This is a genomic window from Klebsiella oxytoca NBRC 105695 (assembly GCF_001598695.1).
GTDB lineage: Bacteria > Pseudomonadota > Gammaproteobacteria > Enterobacterales > Enterobacteriaceae > Klebsiella > Klebsiella oxytoca.
In genome coordinates, this window is sequence record NZ_BCZK01000006.1 from 319,183 (window position 1) to 341,087 (window position 21,905).

Genomic DNA, 21,905 nt, shown 5'->3' on the forward strand with positions numbered 1-21,905 from the left:
AACCTGTTATGAGTCGCAAATCATTAGCCCTGCTGGAGCCGACGCTGGTGCGTCAGGCCCTGCTCGACGCCGTGAAAAAACTGAGCCCTGCCGTACAGTGGCGTAACCCGGTGATGTTTATCGTCTGGATCGGCAGCCTGCTCACCACCCTGCTGGCCATTGCCATGGCGAGCGGGCAAATCGTCGGCAGCGCCGGATTTACCGCCGCCATTAGTCTCTGGCTGTGGTTCACCGTCCTGTTCGCCAACTTTGCCGAAGCGATGGCGGAAGGCCGCAGTAAAGCGCAGGCCAACAGCCTCAAAGGTGTCAAAAAGACCGCCTTTGCCCGTAAGCTGCGCGCGCCGCAGCACGATGCGCAAATTGACCACGTCCCCGCCGAAGAGCTGCGTAAAGGTGACGTGGTGCTGGTGGAAGCGGGAGATATTATCCCCTGCGATGGCGAGGTTATCGAAGGCGGCGCGTCGGTAGATGAGAGCGCCATTACCGGTGAGTCCGCGCCGGTTATCCGCGAATCCGGCGGCGACTTCGCCTCGGTGACCGGCGGGACGCGTATTCTCTCCGACTGGCTGGTGATCCGCTGTAGCGTCAACCCGGGCGAAACCTTCCTTGACCGGATGATCGCCATGGTTGAAGGCGCTCAGCGCCGCAAGACGCCGAACGAAATTGCGCTAACCATCCTGCTTATTGCCCTGACGCTGGTATTCCTGCTGGCCACCGCCACTATCTGGCCCTTCTCCGCCTGGAGCGGTAATGCGGTCAGCGTAACGGTACTGGTGGCGCTGCTGGTATGCCTGATCCCCACCACTATTGGGGGCCTGCTGTCGGCCATCGGCGTTGCCGGGATGAGCCGCATGCTCGGCGCGAACGTCATCGCCACCAGCGGCCGCGCGGTTGAGGCGGCGGGCGACGTCGACGTCCTGCTGCTGGACAAAACCGGCACCATTACCCTCGGCAACCGCCAGGCTTCGGCATTCCTGCCTGCGCAGGGCGTGGAAGAGAAAACCCTTGCCGATGCCGCCCAGCTGTCGTCGCTGGCCGATGAAACGCCGGAAGGCCGCAGCATCGTCGTCCTGGCCAAACAGCGCTTTAACCTGCGCGAGCGCGATCTCCAGTCGCTGCATGCCACCTTTGTGCCGTTTACCGCCCAGACCCGGATGAGCGGCATCAACATCGACCAGCGGATGATCCGCAAAGGTTCCGTAGATGCCATCCGCCGCCACGTTGAGGCCAACGGCGGCCACTTTCCGGCCGATGTCGATAAGCAGGTTGAAGAAGTGGCGCGTCTTGGCGCGACGCCGCTGGTGGTCGCCGAAGGCGAGCGGGTGCTGGGGATTATCTCGCTGAAAGATATCGTGAAAGGCGGCATCAAAGAGCGTTTTGCCCAACTGCGTAAAATGGGGATTAAAACGGTGATGATCACCGGCGATAACCGACTGACCGCCGCCGCTATCGCCGCGGAAGCCGGAGTGGACGACTTTCTCGCCGAAGCGACGCCGGAGGCCAAGCTGGCGTTGATCCGCCAGTATCAAGCGGAAGGTCGGCTGGTGGCGATGACCGGCGACGGTACCAACGACGCCCCGGCGCTGGCGCAGGCCGACGTGGCGGTCGCGATGAACTCCGGTACCCAGGCGGCGAAAGAGGCGGGCAATATGGTGGATCTCGACTCTAACCCCACCAAACTGATCGAGGTCGTACATATCGGTAAACAGATGCTGATGACCCGCGGATCCCTGACCACCTTCAGTATCGCCAACGACGTGGCGAAGTACTTTGCCATCATTCCGGCCGCCTTTGCCGCCGTCTATCCGCCGCTGGCGATGCTCAACGTGATGCATCTGCACTCGCCCTCTTCGGCGATCCTGAGCGCGGTGATTTTTAATGCGCTGATTATCATCTTCCTGATCCCGCTGGCGCTGAAGGGCGTGAGCTATAAGCCGCTGACGGCCTCGGCGATGCTGCGCCGCAACCTGTGGGTCTACGGCCTGGGCGGACTGCTGGTGCCCTTTATCGGTATCAAAGCTATCGACCTGTTATTGACCCTGACCGGGCTGCTGTGAGGAAAAAACCATGTCATTCATTCGTCCTGCCCTTGTACTGTTTATTCTGTTAACGCTGCTCACCGGCGGCGTCTACCCGCTGTTGACCACCGCGCTGGGACAGTGGTGGTTCCCACAGCAGGCCAACGGCTCGCTGGTGCGGATTGACGGCGAAGTGCGCGGTTCCCGTCTCATCGGGCAGAACTTTACCGCGCCGGGCTATTTCCAGGGCCGCCCTTCCGCCACGGCGGAGATGCCGGATAACCCGCTGGCCTCCGGCGGCAGCAACCTGGCCGCCAGCAATCCGGCGCTGGACAACGCCATCAGCGAACGGGTGCAGGCCCTGCGCGCCGCCAATCCGGACGCCAGCGCCACGGTTCCGGTGGAGCTGGTCACCGCCTCGGCGAGCGGACTGGATTACAGCCTGACGCCTGCCGCCGCCCTGTGGCAGGCGCCGCGCGTCGCCAAAGCGCGCCAGCTCAGCGTGGAGCAGGTCACGCAACTGGTGAACGAGGCAACGCAAAAACCGTTGCTCAGTTTTCTCGGCCAACCTGTGGTAAATATACTGCAGCTGAATATGTCGCTGGATGCCCTGAAGGATAAGTAAGATGAGTGATGAGCCGCTGCGTCCGGACCCTGATCGCCTGCTGCAACACGCCGCCGCCCCGCATCGCGGTAAGCTAAAGATATTTTTCGGCGCCTGCGCCGGGGTCGGTAAAACCTGGGCGATGCTGGCGGAAGCGCAGCGGCTGCGCGCCCAGGGGCTGGATATCCTGATTGGCGTGGCGGAAACCCACGGGCGAAAAGAGACGGCGGCGATGCTTGAGGGGCTGAGTACCCTGCCCCTGCGCCGCCTTTCCCACCGCGGGCGCTACGTGAAGGAGTTTGACCTTGACGGCGCCCTGGCCCGCCGCCCGGCGCTGATCCTGGTCGATGAGCTGGCGCACAGCAACGCGCCCGGATCGCGTCATCCTAAACGCTGGCAGGACGTCGAAGAGCTGCTGGAAGCCGGCATCGATGTGTTTACCACCGTTAACGTTCAGCACCTCGAGAGCCTGAACGATGTCGTCAGCGGCATCACCGGCGTGCAGGTTCGCGAAACCGTCCCCGATCCGTTTTTCGACGCCGCCGACGATGTGGTGCTGGTTGACCTGCCTCCGGACGATCTGCGTCAGCGGCTCAATGAAGGTAAAGTCTATATCGGCGGTCAGGCTGAGCGGGCCATTGAAAACTTCTTTCGCAAGGGCAATCTCATCGCCCTGCGCGAGCTGGCGCTACGCCGTACTGCCGATCGAGTCGATGAGCAGATGCGCGCCTGGCGCGATCGCCAGGGCCAGGAAAAAGTCTGGCATACCCGCGACGCCATTTTGCTCTGCATCGGCCATAACACCGGCAGCGAAAAGCTGGTGCGCGCCGCCGCCCGGCTGGCCGCCAGATTGGGCAGCGTCTGGCATGCGGTGTATGTTGAAACCCCGTCGCTGCACCGCCTGTCGGAGGCGAAGCGGCGGGCGATTCTCGCCGCGCTCAGGCTGGCGCAGGAGCTGGGAGCGGAAACCGCCACCCTCTCCGATCCCTCCGAAGAGAAGGCCGTTCTGCACTACGCCCGCGAACATAATCTCGGCAAGATAGTGATTGGCCGCCAGCAGAAAAGGCGCTGGTGGGATCGCGGCGGCTTCGCCGATCGGCTGGCCCGTCACGCCCCGGATCTCGATCTGGTGGTGATCGCGCTGGATGAAAAAGCCGCCTCCCTGCCGGCTCGCGCCAGCGATAGCCGGACGGCGATGGATAAATGGCGTCTACAGCTCCAGGGCTGCGTCGTCGCCATCGCGCTGTGCGCGGTGATTACCGTTGTCGCCATGCAGTGGCTGATGGCCTTTGAGGCCGCCAACCTGGTGATGCTGTATCTGCTTGGCGTGGTGATTATCGCTCTCGTGTATGGCCGTTGGCCGTCGGTACTGGCGACGGTGATTAACGTGGTCAGCTTCGATCTGTTTTTCGTTGCGCCGCGCGGTACGCTGGCGGTTTCAGATGTACAGTATTTACTCACCTTTGGCGTGATGCTGACCGTCGGGCTGCTTATCGGCAACCTCACCGCCGGCGTTCGCTACCAGGCGCGGGTGGCGCGCTATCGCGAGCGGCGCACCCGGCATCTGTACGAAATGTCCAAAGCGCTGGCGGTGGGCCGCAGCCGTGAAGATATCGCCGCCACCAGCGAACGGTTTATCGCCTCGACGTTTCAGGCGCGCAGTCAGCTACTGCTGCCCGATGAGATGAACCGGCTCTCTCCATTGACTCAACCCACCGCGGCCATCACCTGGGACGACGCGATCGCCCGCTGGAGCTTCGATAAGGGGCTGCCCGCCGGGGCGGGTACCGATACGTTACCCGGCGTCCCCTACCAAATCCTGCCGCTGAAAAGCGCCGCCCGTACCTGGGGGCTGGTGGTGGTGGAGCCGGCTAACCTGCGCCAGCTGATGATCCCCGAACAACAGCGCCTGCTGGAAACCTTTACCCTGCTGGTCGCCAGCGCGCTGGAGAGACTGACGCTCACCGCCAGCGAAGAGCAGGCGCGGCTGAACAGCGAGCGGGAAAGCCTGCGCAACTCGCTGCTGGCGGCGCTGTCCCATGATTTACGCACCCCGCTGACGGTGCTGTTCGGCCAGGCGGAGATCCTGACCCTCGATCTTGCCAGCGAAGGGTCGAAGCACGCGCCGCAGGCCAATGAGATACGCCAGCACGTACTGAACACCACCCGGTTGGTGAATAATCTGCTGGATATGGCGCGGATCCAGTCCGGCGGCTTTAATTTGCATAAAGAGTGGTTAACCCTCGAAGAGGTGGTCGGCAGCGCGCTGCGCATGCTGGAACCGGGGCTCGGTGGGCGGCATATTCAGCTCGATCTGCCGGACCCGCTGCTGCTGGTACACGTCGATGGCCCGCTATTTGAACGGGTGCTGATTAATCTGCTGGAAAACGCGGTGAAGTACACCGGGCCGCAGGCGCAAATCGGCATCGCGGCGCATGTCGACCCGCACCATTTATTGCTTGAGGTGTGGGATAACGGGCCGGGTATTCCTCCAGGGCAGGAACAGGCTATCTTTGATAAATTCGCCCGCGGCAATAAAGAGTCGGCGATCCCCGGCGTAGGCCTGGGACTGGCGATTTGTCAGGCCATCGTTGAGGTGCACGGCGGAACGATTAGCGCCGAGACGCGCCCGCAAGGCGGCGCCTGTTTCCGTGTTACACTGCCGCGAGAAGCGCCCCCTGAACTGGAAGAGTTAGCCGAGGAAATGTGATTAACGTTCTGATTATCGAAGACGAAAACGCTATCCGCCGCTTTCTGCGCACCGCGCTGGAAGCCGACGGCATGCGCGTATTTGAAGCAGAGACGCTGCAGCGCGGGCTGATCGAAGCCGCGACCCGCAAGCCGGATTTAGCTATTCTCGATCTGGGTCTGCCCGATGGCGACGGCAACGCGTTTATTCGCGAGGTTCGCCAGTGGAGCCAGATGCCGATTATCGTGCTGTCGGCGCGCACCGAGGAGCAGGACAAAATCGCCGCCCTTGACGCAGGAGCCGATGACTATCTCAGTAAACCCTTTGGCATTGGCGAGCTGCAGGCGCGACTGAGGGTGGCGATGCGTCGCCATGCCGGCGCCCAGGCCGACGAGCCGCGGGTGCGTTTTGCCGATATTGACGTTGATATCCCCGCCCGCCGCATCGTGCGCGGCGATGAAGAGATCCACCTGACGCCGATTGAGTTTCGCCTGCTGGTGGTCCTGCTCAACAACCCTGGCAAAGTGCTGACCCAGCGACAGCTGCTCAACCAGGTCTGGGGGCCAAATGCGGTGGAGCACAGCCACTACCTGCGGATTTATATGGGGCACCTGCGGCAAAAGCTGGAGGCCGACCCGGCCCGTCCGCAGCACTTGCTGACCGAAACGGGGATCGGCTATCGGTTTATGCCCTAGCCGTTGTCCCCGGCTCGCGCTTCGCTTAGCCGGGCTACAGTTCCTGCGCTGTTTCATCGCGGTGGCGCTGCGCTGACCGGGCTACGGGTTCACCGTCGACTGCGGACCGGTAGCCCGGATAAGGCGTTTACGCCGCCATCCGGGGAATGCAGACAATTACTGCCCGTAGTAGGCCCCCGCGCCGTGTTTACGCAAATAGTGTTTATCCAGCAGGGTCGCAGAGACCGGCTGTTCGTCAGCGCTTAACTGGCGGGTCCACATATTCATATAGGCAATCTCTTCCAGCACCACGGCATTATGCACCGCGTTCGCCGGATCTTTTCCCCATGCAAATGGGCCGTGGCCGTGAACCAGCGCGGCGGGCACGCTGAGTGGATCGGTATGCTGCGCGCCCAGCGTTTCGATAATCACGTGACCGGTATTGGTTTCATAATCACTGCGGATTTCATCATCGCTAAGGGGACGGGTACACGGGATCGGCCCATAAAAATAGTCGGCATGGGTGGTGCCCATCGCCAGCAGCGACCTCCCCGACTGCGCCCAAATCGTCGCATGGCGCGAATGGGTATGCACAATTCCGCCCACGCCGCTGAATGCCTTATACAGCTCGAGATGGGTCGGCGTATCCGACGAGGGCTTATAGCGTCCCTCCACCACGCTGCCGGTCGCCAGCTCCACCACCACCATATCGTCAGCGGTCATCACGGCGTATTCCACGCCGGAGGGTTTGATCACCACCAGCCCGGCGTCGCGATCGATGCCGCTGACGTTGCCCCAGGTAAAGGTCACGAGATTAAATTTCGGCAGCGCCAGATTGGCATCAAGAACCGCCTGCTTGAGGTTATCCAACATACTTCACTCCTGAATTCACAATGCCTTCATAGTGCGGTGGACGAAATGTCTGCTGGTATTTATCCGTTAGCCACGCTTTAGCGTCGGCGATTCTCTCGCTATCCAGCCCGTCGTTTTTGGCCCACATCTCAATCAGCCAGGCGCCGCGATAGTTCAGCGCCGAGAGCGTACGAAATATCTCCGTGAAATCGACGCAGCCGGTACCGAATGGCACATCGCGAAACTGCCCCAGCGAAGCGTGGGACACCGGCTGCGTATCCTTCAAATGAATGGCGGTGATTTTATGAATTCCCTTACTCAACTCTTCGGGAACATCGTTTTGCCATGCGCTTAAGTTGCCGACGTCCGGATAGACGCAAAACCACGGACTACAGACCTTCCTTTCGAGATCCAGCCAGCGGGAGATATTGCTCATAAAGGCGGTATCCATAATCTCCATCGACAGCATCACCTGCGCTTTCGCCGCTTCGGCTACCGCCCAGTTGATGCCCTCAATAAAGTATTCCCGGGTCTGCGCCGAAGAGGATTCGTAATAGACGTCATAGCCTGCCAGCTGGATGTTGCGAATACCGACGTGGCTGGCAAAATCCAGCGCATCAAGCATCAGTTCCCGCGCCTTGAGCCGGGTCTCGCGATTGACGCTACCAAAGGGATGGCTGCGGTGCGCGGAGAGGCACATGCTCGGCACATCGATACCGCTGTTAATTTTGTCGGCCACAAATGCCAGCCGCTGTCCACGGTTCCAGCGCAGCCTGGCCTGGCGTTCAGGACTCTCATCAACGGAGATTTCGATAAAATCAAACTCCAGGCCAGCCGCCATTTCGAAGCGTTTCGGCCAGTCCAGCGCAGCGGGAAGCGCTTTTTCGTAGATACCAAGTCTCGGTTTCATTGCGCCGCCCCCGTTGCCCTGGAGAGGCTTTGCGCGACCTCTACGTAACGGGCATAACCTTCGCGCAGCTGCTGATGCCGCTTGCCGTCCGGTTGATAACTGACCACCTCGGGCTGCGTGGCCGCTATCGCTTCGCTGAAGTTGGCGTAGGCTCCGCTGCCGGCGGCTGCGCACAGCGCGGCGGCTCGACATCCCGCCTGTTCGATGTCCACGACTTCCAGAGGAAGATTGGCAGCGTCGGCGTACATCTGGGTCCAGCCTCTCGACTGGCTCGGCCCGCCGGTAAAGCGAATTTTTTCAATACCCCGATTGAGTTCAATAATGCGGTCCTGATGTATCAGGTGAGAAAAAACGATCCCGCGGTAGATGGCCGCAATAATATCCTTTTTCGTATGATGTCCCGCCAGACCTACCAGCGCACCCGGCAGATCCATCGCCAGATTGGAACCGAACAGATAAGGTAAAAAAATCAGGTTGCTGTCGGTCTCTTGCGCAATCCAGCTTTCGAAATGGTCGTAGCAGCGGTCATCGTCAGGGAAAAACTGTTTCACAAACCAGGAGAGATTGCTCGCCGAAGTGGGGCTGCCCTCATGAACAAAATATTTGCCCGGAATGCAGTATTTTCCCCAAATGTAGGGATAGTCGCTGGCAATAATGCTGTCCACCACCGAGGTGGCGATACTCCATGTACCGGCCACTGCGCTCAGGGTATCCGCCCGGTCAATGCCCGATGAGACGGCGGAGGCCACCACGTCGAAAAAGCCGCCGAATACCGGCGTTCCGGGACATAATCCGCAGTCCAGCGAGGCCTGCAGGGTAATGTGGCCCACGCAGTCCGTCGAGTTGACCACCGGCGCGGTCTTATCCGCCACTTCCTCAATGCCGAACAGCGCCATCATGTCGCGGTCGTAGCGGGAGGAAAGCTGGTTATAAAAATTGCTGCCGGAAATATTGGTAATTTCCGCCGTCGCCTCGCCGGTCAGACGAAAGCGAATGTAGTCGTGCACCATTAAAACGGCGTCGATTCTGTCGTAGTTGGCGGGCTCATGTGCTTTTAACCACGCCAGCAGCGATACCGGGTGCCCGGTCCACAACTGCTGCAGCCCTTTGGGATAGGCCAGTTTATCGACCCCTTCGCGGTACCATTTTTTGACGAACGCCAGCGCCCGGGTATCGGATGAGATAATTCCGTTGCGCACCGGCTCGCCTTTTTTATCAATCGCGTACAGCCCTTTGCCGTGCGAGGAGAAGCCGATCCCGCCAATACTTAACGCTGGCACCTGGCTTTCAAACAGCGCTTTTTTTATTACGCTGCAAACGGTATCCCATAGCTCATGCATGTTCCGCTCGGTAAAACCCGGCTGTTCGGATAATACCTGAGCATATTGCGAAGCCACGTGGATCTCCTGCCCGCACTCAGTATATATCCCGGCTTTGGTGACCGTACCACCGATATCCACTCCGATAAAATTCATATCCCTTCGTCCCATAATTAATATAAGTTAACGTCTGGCTGAGCTAATAAAGGTGGCGCCCCAAATAATAAGCCCTTTCACCACGTACTGAACGTAAGGTGAGATCCCTAACAGGTTTAATCCATTATTCAGTACGCCGAGCATCATGGCGCCGATCAGCGTGCCAATAATCATTCCGCGCCCACCGGCAATCGATGCCCCGCCGAGCACCACGGCGGCAATAGCATCCAGTTCAAAACCGACGCCCGCATTAGGCTGACCGCTCATCACCCGTGAGGTAAAAATAAGACCGGCAAAACTGGCGGTAAAACCGCTGATCACATAAACCAGCAATTTATAATATTTAACCCGCAGTCCGCTCAGGCGCGCCGCTTCTTCATTGCCGCCAAGAGAATAAACATAGCGGCCAAACGGCATATGATTCAGCACGATATAAAAGATGAAATATAAAACCACCATCAGAATAATAGGTACCTGAATACCGAACAGATATTCACGGCCCCAAAAAGCGAATGAATCCGGTAAGCCGGAGATGGGATAGCCGCCGGTATAGATCAGTGCCAGCCCCTTCGCAATAATCATCGCGCCGAGGGTTACGATAATCGGCGGCATTTTGCCGTAGGCGGTTAAAAAGCCGTTTAGCGCGCCAAAGGCGACGCCGGAACCCAGGCCGATAAGAATGGCTAACCACGGGTCTAAACCATAGTACTTCATTAATCCCGCCATCAGCGTACCGGCCAGGGCCATGACCGCGCCGACGGAGAGGTCGATCCCGCCGGTCAGGATGGCAAAGGTCATTCCGATGGCGATGATGGCATTGATCGAGACCTGACGGGCGACGGTAGATAAGTTATCAACCGTTAAGAAGTAGTCATTAAAAATGGCCATACAGGAAAACAGGAGTACCAGACCAACGAATGGCAGGAATGCAGGCATTTTTAATAAACTATGCAGCATCTTTTTATTTTTATCAGGAGACACGGCTGGCGCTAATGATACGTTTTCATTACTCATTTAATACTCCCTAAATAATATTACCGGCAGCATGCAGCATAATGACGGTGGAATTAATTTGGTCGTTCTCAAGCTCCGCAACGATATTACCGTCGCGAAAAACCATCACCCGGTCGCTGACGCCTATGACCTCTGGAAGCTCAGATGAAATCATAATTATCGCAATCCCCTGGGCGGTGAGGTCGCGCATAATCTGGTAGATTTCTGATTTTGCTCCGACATCAATACCGCGAGTCGGCTCGTCAAAAATAAGAATATTGACGTCATGATTTAACCAACGAGAAATAACGACTTTCTGCTGGTTACCGCCGCTCAACGTCCCCACCGCGGTCCCGGCATCTGGCGTTTTCACACCAACGTGGCTAATTAAACGCTCGGCGGTCAGGCGCTCTTCGTTATCGCGGATTAGCGAGAACTGGCAGGCGTGTTTGTTAAGCCAGATATTGTCTTTGACCGAAAAAGGCAGTACCAGTCCCTGCGTTTTGCGGCTTTCCGGCAACAGGCCGATACCCAGACGCAGAGCCCGATCGGTTGAATTTATCGTCACCTCTTTTCCGGCCAGACGGACGCGTTTTTTGTAGCATTTATCCGCGCCGGTCAGAGCCAGAATCGCTTCGGAACGCCCCGACCCCACCAGCCCGGCAAGACCTAAGATCTCCCCTTTGCGCAACGTCAGCCGATTAACCTGACTACTTTCGGTCAGCTGAATTTCCGCCTCCAGCAGTATTTCATCATGCGCCAGCGTCCGCCGCTCGGGATAGATGTTCTCTACCTCACGGCCGACCATCATCTGGATCATCTCTGCGATATCGATATTGTCGACCTTTGCCGATCCGATATATTTGCCGTCGCGCAGAATACTCAGGCTATCGCAGATTTCATATATCTCCTCCAGATGATGCGAGATAAAGAACATGCCGACGCCTTTGGCCTTTAAATCGCGCATCACGCGGAAAAGATGTTCCGCCTCGCCAGGAGTCAGGGTCGCGGTGGGTTCGTCCAGAATGAGAATTCGCGCATCCAGCGACAGCGCTTTGGCAATTTCCACGAACTGCTGCTCGGCGACGCTGAGATGGCAGATTTGCTCGTCGGGATCGAGCGTGACGCCAAGCTCTTTAAAAATGCGTAACGCCTCCCGACGCATCGCTTTACGATCTAACAGGCCAAAACGATTTACCTTTTCACGATTAAGGAAAATATTCTCATAAGCGTTCAGATAGGGAATAAGAGAAAACTCCTGAAAGATAATCCCTACGCCGCAGGCAATCGCATCGCGATAGTTATGAAAATGCTGCTGCTTACCATCAATATAAATATTACCGGCGTCAGGTTGATAGATCCCGCACAGGATTTTCATCAGCGTCGATTTACCCGCGCCGTTTTCACCTAATAAAGCGTGAACTTCTCCACGAGCAAGGGTGATATTAACATTATCCAGCGCCTTGACTCCGGGGAAGCTTTTACTGACGTTTTTGACTTCCAGTAAGCTGGGCATAAACATCGCTCCATAATGGCTCGATAAAATAGCGAGCCATACTTTAATAAGAATCCGGCACGGCTCACCTGAATAAGCGAGAGCCGCTGTGGCGTAATAACGCGATTACCAGTGGAAATCTTTGGCGTTGTTTTTATCGATAAGCTTCACATCAACAGGAATCTCTTTAGGAATATTCGCCCCCCAGTGTTTTGCCAGGGCAATACCTAAGCCAATACGCAGCTGATCGCGCGGGAACTGTGCTGCGGTAGCAATAAACGGCGTATTACCTTTGGCAATTTCAGCCACCGCTTCCGGAGATCCATCGACGCTGACCAGCTTGACATCGCGTCCAGATGACTGAATAGCCGCCAAGGCACCGAGTGAGCCAACATCATTGACGCTGAAAATACCGTTGAGCGTCGGGTTGGATTGCAGCATATTTTCCGTCACGCTCATGGAGGTATCGCGCTCTTGTTTACCATTCAGTTTGGTAAGCACTTTAATATTGGGATGCTTTTTCATCGCATCTTCAAAGCCGCGCACACGCTCCAGAATAGGCACCACCGGAATTCCGTCGAGAATCGCCACGTTGCCTTTATCTCCCAGCGCTTTGGCTAAATGCTCTCCGGCGATAAAGCCCGCATCATAGTTTTTTGAACCCACAAAAGAATCAATCGGACCGTTAGCCTGAGCATCTATCGCCACCACCACCACGCCGGCTTTTTTGGCGGCCAGGACGGCGGTTTCCGCGCCAACGCTATCTGCCGGGTTAATCAGCAAAATATCAATTTTCTTTTGCAGCATATCCTCAACATCGCTAATCTGCTTGGAGACATCATGCGCCGCATCCGCAGTATAGACGGTGGCGTTAATATCTTTTGCCGACTGTTCAAGTGACTCTTTCATGGTCACGAAATATTCGTTGTTTAATTCCTGGAAGGACATGCCGATAGTCAAAGGTTTAGCATTAACGCAGGCGACCATGCTCATAGCCAGAAGTCCTGAGAGTAATGCTTTGGTATTAAATTTAACAGGCATTCAATATCTCCTTATTGAGTTGTGCGCTGCGGAATATAAATTATTCAGCAGCGTTTTCATGGTACTAATGTTGCCTGATTTACTGAGCAATAAATTCACCACTGGTAATTAGCAGAGGCTACCGACATTTATCTCAGCAATCCCCATGATTGAAGAAATCAAGTATTGATTTAGCAGCCATTTATGAAAGTGCAGAACAATAAATATAAATGACGCGAGTGAATGTTGATAAATTTATGGCTTGATAACGACCTTGATGGAATCCAGCGATTTGGCCATCTCAAAAGCGGCTTTCCACTCATCGATAGAATAGAAATGCGTTACCACGCCTTTGGCGGTCAAGAGGCCACGCTCAAAAAGATCGATAGCGATTTCATAGCTATAGGGGCCGAGATGCGCACCGCGAATATCGAGCTCTTTGCGGTCGCCGATGATCGACCAGTCGGCGGTGGTTTCTTTCCCAAACACGCTAAATTCAACGAAGCGCCCCAGTTTGCGTATCATCTCCAGTCCCTGAGTCACGCCAACAGGCGCGCCGGTCGCTTCGATATAAACGTCGCAGCCGTATCCGTCCGTCATGGATTTAACAATGGCGACGGCGTCCTCTTTCGCCGCGTTGATGACCACGTCGGCGCCAAACGCTTTAGCCAGCGCCAGGCGATCTTCCATGGTATCGATGACCACCAGTTTCTTCGGCGTCTTAAGATGAGCGACCTGCACCATGCACAGCCCCAGCGGCCCGGCGCCGGCGATAACGACCACATCATCCAGTTCGATATCCCCGCGGCGTACCGTATGGATTGCACAGGCCATAGGTTCGATCAGCGCCGCATCTTCTTCACTTAATGATTCAGGAATTTTATGAATAATCGCGCGTTCGGAGAAACGCATATATTCAGCCATACCGCCATCGGCGACATCTTTCTGGAAGCCGTAAATATCATGGGTTTCACACATCCAGTATTTTCCGGTTTTACAGAAACGGCACTCATGGCAGGGAACAATCTGTTCAGCGAGAATGCGATCGCCAATTTTTAATTTATATTTTTCAGCGGAACCCGGGCCTAATTCAGCAACCCGACCGTAAAACTCATGGCCGGGCACTACCGGCGTTTTTACCCACGGATTATCACCCCAGAACATCGGCGCACCGTCCTGGGCCTTGCAATCACCGGCGCATATTCCACAGCCGTCAACCTTAATGACCACTTCCTTTTCTTTGGCGATCGGGCGGCGAATTTTCTCAAAGCGATAATCCTGGGGACCGTGGCAGACAACCGCTTTCATATCTTCAGGTAATTGTTCCATCGTAAACCTCTTTTTCGGATAAATAATGAAGAGGGACAGTATTGCTAATGCAATACTCCTCCAACTGGTACAGAGCGATTAAATGATGATGCAATTAGATTATTATTCAGAGCCTTATTTGGTCTCTACAATATGTACCTGATGCTGGCGATAGATATCGCCGGGTAACTCATTAGTGATCAAGATATCAATATCCGCCAGATCGCATATTTTATAAAGCGAATAGCGTTCAAATTTACTGCTATCGACCATCAGAATTTTTTGATCGGCAACTTTCAGCATCTCTTGCTTTAGCCGGACGTTGACTTCATTACTGTCTTTAATTTCCAGACCGGAGTCCAGGCCCTGACAGGAAAAAAACAGCTTATTGACCTTAAAATTGTTGATAATGAACTCAGCAACCGGACCGTGAAAGTCACCGTGACGCTCAGAATATTCACCACCAACGCTGACAATTCTTATTTTTTTGCGACAGGCTAAGGTTTGAATAATATTCAAAGAATTAGTAATAACGGTCAATTCAATGTCAGGTAGCTGACGGGCTAAAAACCAGCAGGAGCTGCTATTATCCATAATGATGCACTCATGCTCATGAATAAATTGCAGCGCACCTTTGGCGATGCGCATCTTACGTTCTGGCTGTTCTTTCGTGCGTTTAATAAAGGCTTCGGCTTTATCGACAAAGTTTCCGTTATTTGCCGGCATATCGGCAGCTAAAAACGATGCCGTATTTTCGGAAATCATTGCGCCGCCAAAGCTGCGCACTATTTTCTTATTCCTGGCCAGCGCAGTTAAATCACGTCGAATAGTTTCCGGAGATACACCAAATAATCGCGACAGCTCATTAACTCTGGCACATCCCTTTTCTACGACATATTCCACAATTAATGAGTGACGTTTAACTTGTAACATATAAGTTCTCAAGAAAGCATCCAGGATTTAATGACATAAATATAACAAAATCATCCATATCAGTAAGTGACATAAATCATACAAAATCAAAACAAGCTTTTAGCTTTTTTTAATTTGAAGTAGATCATATATATATGGGAAATTTCATTTTAATCACGAGAAATTTGTGACTAAAATCGCAGAATTAGCCGTGATTGTTCACCTGCTCCGGTAGTTAATTCGGCAAAACGGGCAAACCCGGTCAACGACCTGATACCCGTTTATGCCCGATTCGGTCACCGTGTTACCGGATACCCCTGCCCCGTGAAGATAACGCGAAAAGTTAAATCTTTCGCCATCGCCATAACGTCATCAATTTTGCCGCCTCAGAGACCAGCAGCAGAGCGATAAAGAAAGCCGCGCCTTTAACTCCCAGGACCTGCGCGCCCCATAGCACCAGCGAAAGTGAGGGCAGCATAAAGGCCAGCCGCAGGGGCGTTTGCGCACAGGCCAACCGCAGGGCATAGCGGCTCTGCCGCCAGAGGAGAACCATCGACACGGGAATAGTGACAATCAGCAGCACATTCAGCGGGAACAGCCAGGCGGCCGCGGGGCCAAGGGTGGGTACAAGCTGGAGATAAGAGAGGATGTCGTCGTAGAAAGGCAGGCGCTGATGGTAAAGATTCCAGCCGAGAAACTGGATGAGATAAAAGAGATCCATCCCGCCCCAGAACCGGAAGACGTGTTTACGTTTTAGTTTCATCGCCGCCTTGCGAAAAAAATCAGGCCCTGAAACGGGCCTGATTATCATGTGGGAGATTAGGCGTTTTTCAGCACTTCGCTGACAATCTCCACCGCTTCTTTTTCAATCTGCTGACGGTGTTCAGCGCCGAGGAAGCTTTCACAGTAGATTTTGTAGGCATCTTCGGTACCTGACGGACGCGCGGCGAACCAGCCGTTGTCGGTCATCACTTTCAGACCGCCAATCGCCGCCCCGTTGCCCGGAGCCGCAGTCAGACGCGCGGTAATCGGATCGCCTGCCAGGGTGCTGGCGCTCACCATTTCCGGAGAGAGCTTAGACAGAGCCGCTTTCTGGGCTGAAGTCGCGGAAGCCTGCAGTCGATTGTAGCTTGGCGCGCCGAAGCGCTCTGCCAGCTCGTCGTAGTGCTGCTGCGGGTTTTTCCCGGTCACCGCGGTGATTTCCGCCGCCAGCAGGCACATGATGATGCCGTCTTTGTCAGTGGACCACGGCGTCCCGTCAAAGCGCAGGAACGACGCCCCCGCGCTCTCTTCGCCGCCGAAGCCGAAGCTACCGTCGAACAGGCCATCAACGAACCACTTAAAGCCAACCGGTACTTCCACCAGCTTGCGGCCCAGATCGTTGACTACGCGGTCAATCATCGCCGAGGAGACCAGGGTTTTACCCACCGCAACATCTTTGCCCCACTGCGGGCGATGCTGGAACAGGTAGTTAATCGCCACCGCCAGGTAGTGGTTCGGGTTCATTAACCCGGCCGGCGTGACGATACCGTGGCGGTCGTAATCCGGGTCGTTGGCGAAAGCCAGGTCAAACTTGTCGCGCAGCGCCAGCAGGCCCGCCATCGCGCACTCGGAGGAGCAGTCCATGCGGATTGCGCCATCTTTATCGAGGTGCATAAAGCGGAAAGTCTGATCCACATGGTCATTCACGATAGTCAGGTTTAGGTTGTAATGCTCGGCGATACGCTTCCAGTATTCGATACCGGAGCCGCCCAGCGGATCGACGCCCAGCGTCAGTCCGGCTTTCTGGATCGCCGCCATGTCGACGATATCCGCTAATCCCTCAACAAACGGCTGCACCAGATCCTGCTCTTTGACGTGACCGGAGGCCAGCGCCGCATCAAGCGTCATACGCTTCACGCCCTGCAGACCCGCCGCCAGCAGTTCGTTGGCGCGGTTTTCGACCACTTTGGTGACGTTGGTATCAGCCGGGCCGCCGTTCGGCGGGTTGTATTTGATACCGCCGTCTTCCGGTGGGTTGTGGGACGGCGTAATAACAATACCGTCAGCCAGCGGGCCGCCCTTTTTGTTGTGCACCAGAATCGCATTGGAAATCGCCGGCGTCGGGGTGAAACCGTTGTTTTCCTGCACGATAACGTCAACCCCGTTCGCCGCCAGCACTTCCAGTACGGAAATAAAGGCAGGTTCGGAGAGCGCGTGGGTGTCCTTCCCGACGTAGCATGGGCCGGTGATCCCGTTCTTCGCGCGGTCTTCAGCAATTGCCTGGGCAATCGCCAGAATATGCTGCTCGTTGAAGTTATGGCGCGCCGCGCTGCCGCGATGGCCGGAGGTGCCAAACTTCACCGCATGTTCCGCATTGCCTACTTCCGGCTTCAGCACATAGTACTGGGCAGTCAGTTGGGCGACGTTAATCAAATCACTCTGTTGCGCAGGTTGACCTGCGCGCTTATCGATTGCCATTGCCTGATCCTTCTGGTGCAAAAGTTAAATGACTAGATCGTACCGCAAACCTTTTCGATCAATTCCGCAGGGAACTGCATGGACTGCATGATGTGTTCGATCATGCTGCATTTGCGACCGGTATTGGTATTTGTGATAACCCACCACGGCGTACCGGGGACCTGCTTAGGCTTAGTCTGATTACCGTTTTTCTGCAGCGTGCGCTCATCTTCAGCGAAATAGACGCGGGTGCGCCCGTGCAGAGACTCGGTGGCCTCGGCAAACGCTTTGCTGTCTAAGGTGTAGAGGGTAGTCAGAACCAGCATGAATCGGTTTACCGCGCGCTTTTGTTCGGCATACTCATCAGATAACAGCAGCTCACGCATCGCGCGAACTTTATCCTTCAGAGGATTAGCGGGCTTCACGTCAACGACAGGCGTTGGCGCCGGTGCCGGAGCGGCTTTCGCTACCGGTGCGGCAGGCTGGGAAACGGCGGAAAACTTCAACATGCGCCGTAAAATGTCGGATGCACTCTCGCCAATATGCTTGGTGTGGCTGGCAATATAGCTATAGAGTTCATCATCAACTTCAATTGTTTTCATCTTAATCCAGTGCGATATCTTTTTCTGAATACAAGTTGTCGGGATTATAGGGACAAATCCCAACCGCGGATAGCGTCAAACCAGGATGACGGCAAAACTCAGAAATCTTCCGGGTCTTGCAGCCGGATGGCAGAATGTTCAACATAATACCCTAACCCGACGGAGCGAAAAAAAGAACTTTGCCATGAAATTAAATAGCCGAGCGCAATCTGCACAGAATCAGCACAATAATCCCCCTATCGTCCTGGTCCACGGCCTTTTTGGCAGCCTGGACAACCTTGGGATCCTCGCCCGCGATCTGGTTGTCGATCACGATACGGTGCAGGTCGACATGCGAAACCACGGTCTCTCCCCGCGCGCGCCGGAGATGACCTACGCCGCGATGGCTGAGGATCTGCTTGATACTCTCAATGAATCGCAGATTGAGAAAGCCACCTTTATTGGTCACTCTATGGGCGGCAAAGCGGTGATGGCGCTGAGCGCGCTGGCACCAGAGCGCATCGCAGGCCTGGTAGCTATTGATATCGCCCCGGTGGATTATCACGTCCGCCGCCATGATGAAATTTTTGCTGCCATCAACGCCGTCACCGATGCGGGCGCCGCTACGCGTCAGCAGGCAGCGACGGTCATGCGTCAACATCTTAATGAAGAGGGCGTAGTTCAGTTTCTGCTGAAATCCTTTGTGGATGGCCAGTGGCGTTTTAACGTACCGGTGCTGTGGGAGCAGTACGACAACATCGTCGGCTGGCAAACCGTCCCGGCATGGCCGCATCCGGCGCAGTTTATCCCCGGCGGCAACTCCCCTTACGTGACCGATGCCTGTCGTGACGCGCTGCTTGCGCAGTTTCCCGAAGCTCGGGCGCACGTTATCGCCGGCGCCGGGCATTGGGTGCACGCTGAAAAACCGGAGGCCGTGATCCGCGCCATTCGCCGTTATTTGACCTCTATCGCCGCGTAACTGCCTAAAATATACTCGACCGCGCGGCTTAATGTCCGCGGCCGTTGGCGCAGCCCGCCGCCTGATGTATTATGGCGCGCTGTCTGCGTCGGCTATGCCCGATAGCTTGTTTCCCCCGAAGTCACTCTGAATCATGGCAAAAGAACAAACGGACCGTACGACATTAGATTTGTTCGCAACTGAGCGTCGGCCGGGAAGACCGAAAACGAATCCGCTTTCGCGCGATGAACAGCTGCGCATCAACAAACGCAATCAGCTTAAACGCGACAAGAGCCGCGGCCTGAAGCGCGTGGAGCTTAAGCTCAATGCCGATGCGGTCGATGCGCTCAATGAGCTGGCCGAAGCCCGTAACATGAACCGCAGCGATCTGATCGAAGAGATGCTGATGACCCAGCTGGCAGCCCTGCGCGGCCAGGATAAAGCCTAAAACCCTCAAAAAATAAGCTTTCATGTAGCAGAGTGTGCAGTTGGGCGTGATTGCTGTTTCCGCGCCCTTCTCAGTTCTGCTATCATTGCCCCTATCTGCGGGCATTACGCCACTACCACATCATTAAGTTTCAAGAGGTTATTTTACTCATGGCAATCATCGGCATCTTTTTTGGCAGCGACACCGGCAACACCGAAAATATTGCAAAAATGATTCAAAAGCAGCTTGGTAAAGATGTTGCTGATGTTCACGACATTGCCAAAAGCAGCAAAGAGGATCTGGAAGCTCACGATATCCTGCTGCTCGGCATCCCAACCTGGTACTACGGTGAAGCCCAGTGCGATTGGGACGATTTCTTCCCGACGCTGGAAGAGATCGATTTTAATGGCAAACTGGTAGCCCTCTTTGGCTGCGGCGACCAGGAAGACTATGCTGAATACTTCTGCGATGCGCTGGGCACCATTCGCGATATCATCGAACCGCGCGGCGCAACTATCGTTGGCCATTGGCCGACCGCTGGCTACCATTTTGAAGCCTCTAAAGGCCTGGCCGATGACGATCATTTTGTCGGTCTGGCTATCGACGAAGACCGTCAGCCTGAACTGACTAACGAACGCGTCGAAAAATGGGTAAAACAGATTTCCGAGGAGCTGCACCTCGAAGAAATCAAGAATGCCTGAGTCTAAACGGCGTAATCACCATATTTCGCCGAATTGATAGATAAAAGCAATCAAAGTTATAGCTACAAGTTTTTAACTTTTAATCACATATCTGTACAATGTCCTCTGATTTAACGGGGTCGCGTGAAGCACTTTGTAGCGAGTGCCTCGTTTTTGACAGCATACAAGGCCCGATGCTTGCAGTTTTCATTTCACCATGGCAGTTCTATAATGAGACGCATTACATCGGGTGATTCTCTGTATTACTTCCGCTGATGGAAGTAGATCGTTTAGCAACAGGACAGATTCCGCATGACTGACAACAATACCGCATTAAAGAAAGCTGGCCTGAAAGTGACGCTTCCGAGATTAAAAATCCTGGAAGTGCTGCAAGGACCGGATAACCATCATGTCAGTGCGGAAGACTTATACAAACGCCTGATTGATATGGGTGAAGAGATTGGCCTGGCCACCGTCTACCGCGTACTGAACCAGTTTGACGACGCCGGTATCGTCACCCGTCATAATTTCGAAGGCGGTAAATCCGTTTTTGAACTGACGCAGCAGCACCATCACGATCACCTGATTTGCCTGGACTGCGGCAAAGTGATCGAGTTTAGCGATGATTCCATCGAAGCGCGCCAGCGTGAGATTGCCGCCAGACACGGTATTCGCCTCACCAACCACAGTCTGTACCTGTACGGCCACTGTGCAGAAGGCGACTGCCGCGAAGATGAACATGCCCACGACGCGGTAGAGAAATAATCACCGCATCGTTTATCAGCCAAAGCCAGCCTGCGGGTTGGCTTTTTTTTGCCCGCCATCTGCCGCCTCTTCCTCTCGCGCCTGAATACGTTTACTGTCGGTGCATCCTGCTTTATACGGAGTGCTTATGGAGCTTCGCCAGCTACGCTATTTTGTGCGCATTATTGAAACCGGCAGTATGGGCCGCGCCGCGCTTGACCTGAATATCGGCGTCTCCGCGCTTAGCCAACAAATGGCGCGCCTGGAAAATGAACTCGCCATTCGCCTGCTACAACGGACGTCTCGCGGCGTAATGCCCACCAGCGCTGGCCTCGCCTTCTATTCACAGGCGCAGCTGGCACTACGTCACGCTGATGATGCGGTTCTTGCTGCGCGCGAGGCGCGGCTATCTGGCCACGTCAGCGTCGGCATGGCCCCCAGCACCGCCTCTGTGCTCGGCGTACCCTTTATCAACGCGATGCGCGAAAGCTATGCCGACGTCCGCCTGCATCTGGTAGAAAGTCTCTCCGGCAACCTTGAACGCATGATCAACACCCGTCAGCTCGATTTAGCGATCGTGTTCCAGAAGGAGAAGCTTGTGCGCTGGAGCGCCAGGCCGATTCTTGAAGAGCGTCTGTTTCTGATTGGCACCCATAAGGTACTGGCTCCCCTTCCCGACGATAGCATCTCGCCGGACCAGCTCTCCGCTGTCCCGCTGATTATGCCAAGCCTGGGGCATGGGCTGCGCGGCAGGCTGGAGGCGATTTGCCAGGAGCATGCGCTTAATGTCGATGTGGTCGCTGAAATCGACGGTCTGGCCCTGCTGATGCGCGCCGTGCGCGACGGCCTCGGCGCCACTTTGCAGCCGGGAGCAGCGATTTCTCATCTCGATGGCGACCCCCTGAGAGTGATCGGCATCAACAATCCGATACTCAGTCGGCCTAATTTTCTCGTCAGTCTTTCCGATGATGAACTGACCCCATCGGGTCTCGCCGCGCGAGTCATACTGGCAAAAGTCATGCGTCAGCTGGTCGAATCTGGCCGCTGGCCTGGCGCCAGCCTTTACGCACACTAAACCCCTCTTTAGCAATACGCCATAGCGTCCTGCTGCCCTGAGCGCATACAT

Annotated in this window: 20 protein-coding genes; 9 read left to right on the forward strand and 11 right to left on the reverse strand. The window is 55.4% G+C overall.

What is annotated here, in order from left to right:
• The first annotated feature begins 8 nt into the window (after positions 1–8).
• From kdpB to kdpE, 4 genes are read left to right on the forward strand one after another with little or no spacing between them, the layout of a single operon-like run.
• A complete protein-coding gene (gene kdpB, locus KO1_RS13215) occupies positions 9–2,057 on the forward strand; it encodes a potassium-transporting ATPase subunit KdpB (RefSeq protein ID WP_004111433.1) in 2,049 nt (682 codons plus the stop codon).
• A gap of 10 nt (positions 2,058–2,067) precedes the next feature.
• Positions 2,068–2,643: a potassium-transporting ATPase subunit KdpC gene (gene kdpC / locus KO1_RS13220; protein ID WP_016807942.1), complete on the forward strand. Its 576-nt coding sequence runs from the start codon at positions 2,068–2,070 to the stop codon at positions 2,641–2,643.
• Position 2,644: 1 nt separating this feature from the next.
• Entirely contained in the window at positions 2,645–5,332 is a 2,688-nt protein-coding gene (gene kdpD / locus KO1_RS13225) for a two-component system sensor histidine kinase KdpD (RefSeq protein ID WP_004111429.1), read from the forward strand.
• Entirely contained in the window at positions 5,329–6,006 is a 678-nt protein-coding gene (gene kdpE / locus KO1_RS13230) for a two-component system response regulator KdpE (RefSeq protein WP_004100256.1), read from the forward strand. The genes kdpD and kdpE overlap by 4 nt, the downstream gene beginning before the upstream one ends.
• 156 nt (positions 6,007–6,162) lie before the next feature.
• On the opposite strand, the gene araD is transcribed toward kdpE, so the two are convergent.
• From araD to seqA, 11 genes are all read right to left on the reverse strand, one after another.
• Positions 6,163–6,858 carry an L-ribulose-5-phosphate 4-epimerase gene (araD, locus tag KO1_RS13235; protein WP_004100255.1) on the reverse strand — a complete coding sequence of 232 codons (696 nt, stop codon included), beginning with the start codon at positions 6,856–6,858 and terminating at the stop codon, positions 6,163–6,165.
• Entirely contained in the window at positions 6,848–7,747 is a 900-nt protein-coding gene (locus KO1_RS13240; RefSeq protein WP_004100254.1) for an L-ribulose-5-phosphate 3-epimerase, read from the reverse strand. The genes araD and KO1_RS13240 overlap by 11 nt, the downstream gene beginning before the upstream one ends.
• A complete protein-coding gene (locus tag KO1_RS13245; protein WP_023320574.1) occupies positions 7,744–9,222 on the reverse strand; it encodes an FGGY-family carbohydrate kinase in 1,479 nt (492 codons plus the stop codon). Before KO1_RS13245 ends, KO1_RS13240 begins: the two co-directional genes overlap by 4 nt.
• Before the next feature lie 27 nt (positions 9,223–9,249).
• Positions 9,250–10,236, reverse strand: coding sequence for an ABC transporter permease (locus KO1_RS13250; protein ID WP_004100252.1), 987 nt, complete (start codon positions 10,234–10,236; stop codon positions 9,250–9,252).
• Positions 10,237–10,246: 10 nt separating this feature from the next.
• Positions 10,247–11,731, reverse strand: a complete 1,485-nt coding sequence (locus tag KO1_RS13255; RefSeq protein WP_004111422.1) for a sugar ABC transporter ATP-binding protein — start codon at positions 11,729–11,731, stop codon at positions 10,247–10,249.
• Between the two features lie 105 nt (positions 11,732–11,836).
• On the reverse strand, positions 11,837–12,751 hold the full coding sequence (locus KO1_RS13260) for an ABC transporter substrate-binding protein (RefSeq protein ID WP_004100249.1): 915 nt from the start codon (positions 12,749–12,751) through the stop codon (positions 11,837–11,839).
• A gap of 234 nt (positions 12,752–12,985) precedes the next feature.
• Complete coding sequence (locus tag KO1_RS13265; protein ID WP_004100247.1) at positions 12,986–14,059, reverse strand: erythritol/L-threitol dehydrogenase; 1,074 nt, start codon at positions 14,057–14,059, stop codon at positions 12,986–12,988.
• 114 nt (positions 14,060–14,173) lie between these two features.
• Positions 14,174–14,971 carry a DeoR/GlpR family DNA-binding transcription regulator gene (locus KO1_RS13270; RefSeq protein WP_004100245.1) on the reverse strand — a complete coding sequence of 266 codons (798 nt, stop codon included), beginning with the start codon at positions 14,969–14,971 and terminating at the stop codon, positions 14,174–14,176.
• A 322-nt stretch (positions 14,972–15,293) separates the two neighbouring features.
• Positions 15,294–15,713 (reverse strand): hypothetical protein, encoded by a 420-nt coding sequence (locus tag KO1_RS13275; protein ID WP_004100239.1) that lies wholly within the window; start codon positions 15,711–15,713, stop codon positions 15,294–15,296.
• Positions 15,714–15,769: 56 nt separating this feature from the next.
• A complete protein-coding gene (gene pgm, locus KO1_RS13280) occupies positions 15,770–17,410 on the reverse strand; it encodes a phosphoglucomutase (alpha-D-glucose-1,6-bisphosphate-dependent) (protein WP_024273919.1) in 1,641 nt (546 codons plus the stop codon).
• Between the two features lie 32 nt (positions 17,411–17,442).
• Complete coding sequence (gene seqA, locus KO1_RS13285) at positions 17,443–17,991, reverse strand: replication initiation negative regulator SeqA (RefSeq protein WP_004111417.1); 549 nt, start codon at positions 17,989–17,991, stop codon at positions 17,443–17,445.
• Positions 17,992–18,175: 184 nt separating this feature from the next.
• Here seqA and ybfF point away from each other — a divergent pair, with 184 nt between their 5' ends.
• The 5 genes from ybfF to tcuR all read left to right on the forward strand — a co-directional run bounded on the left by ybfF (position 18,176) and on the right by tcuR (position 21,854).
• A complete protein-coding gene (gene ybfF, locus KO1_RS13290) occupies positions 18,176–18,949 on the forward strand; it encodes an esterase (protein WP_004100236.1) in 774 nt (257 codons plus the stop codon).
• 133 nt (positions 18,950–19,082) lie between these two features.
• Positions 19,083–19,376, forward strand: coding sequence for a LexA regulated protein (gene ybfE / locus KO1_RS13295; protein WP_004100235.1), 294 nt, complete (start codon positions 19,083–19,085; stop codon positions 19,374–19,376).
• A gap of 149 nt (positions 19,377–19,525) precedes the next feature.
• On the forward strand, positions 19,526–20,056 hold the full coding sequence (fldA, locus tag KO1_RS13300) for a flavodoxin FldA (RefSeq protein ID WP_004100234.1): 531 nt from the start codon (positions 19,526–19,528) through the stop codon (positions 20,054–20,056).
• A 291-nt stretch (positions 20,057–20,347) separates the two neighbouring features.
• The gene (fur, locus tag KO1_RS13305; protein WP_004100233.1) at positions 20,348–20,800 is read left to right on the forward strand and encodes a ferric iron uptake transcriptional regulator; all 453 of its coding nucleotides are present in this window, start codon (positions 20,348–20,350) and stop codon (positions 20,798–20,800) included.
• A gap of 127 nt (positions 20,801–20,927) precedes the next feature.
• Positions 20,928–21,854 (forward strand): tricarballylate utilization LysR family transcriptional regulator TcuR, encoded by a 927-nt coding sequence (tcuR, locus tag KO1_RS13310; protein ID WP_016807939.1) that lies wholly within the window; start codon positions 20,928–20,930, stop codon positions 21,852–21,854.
• The last annotated feature ends 51 nt before the right edge of the window (positions 21,855–21,905 follow it).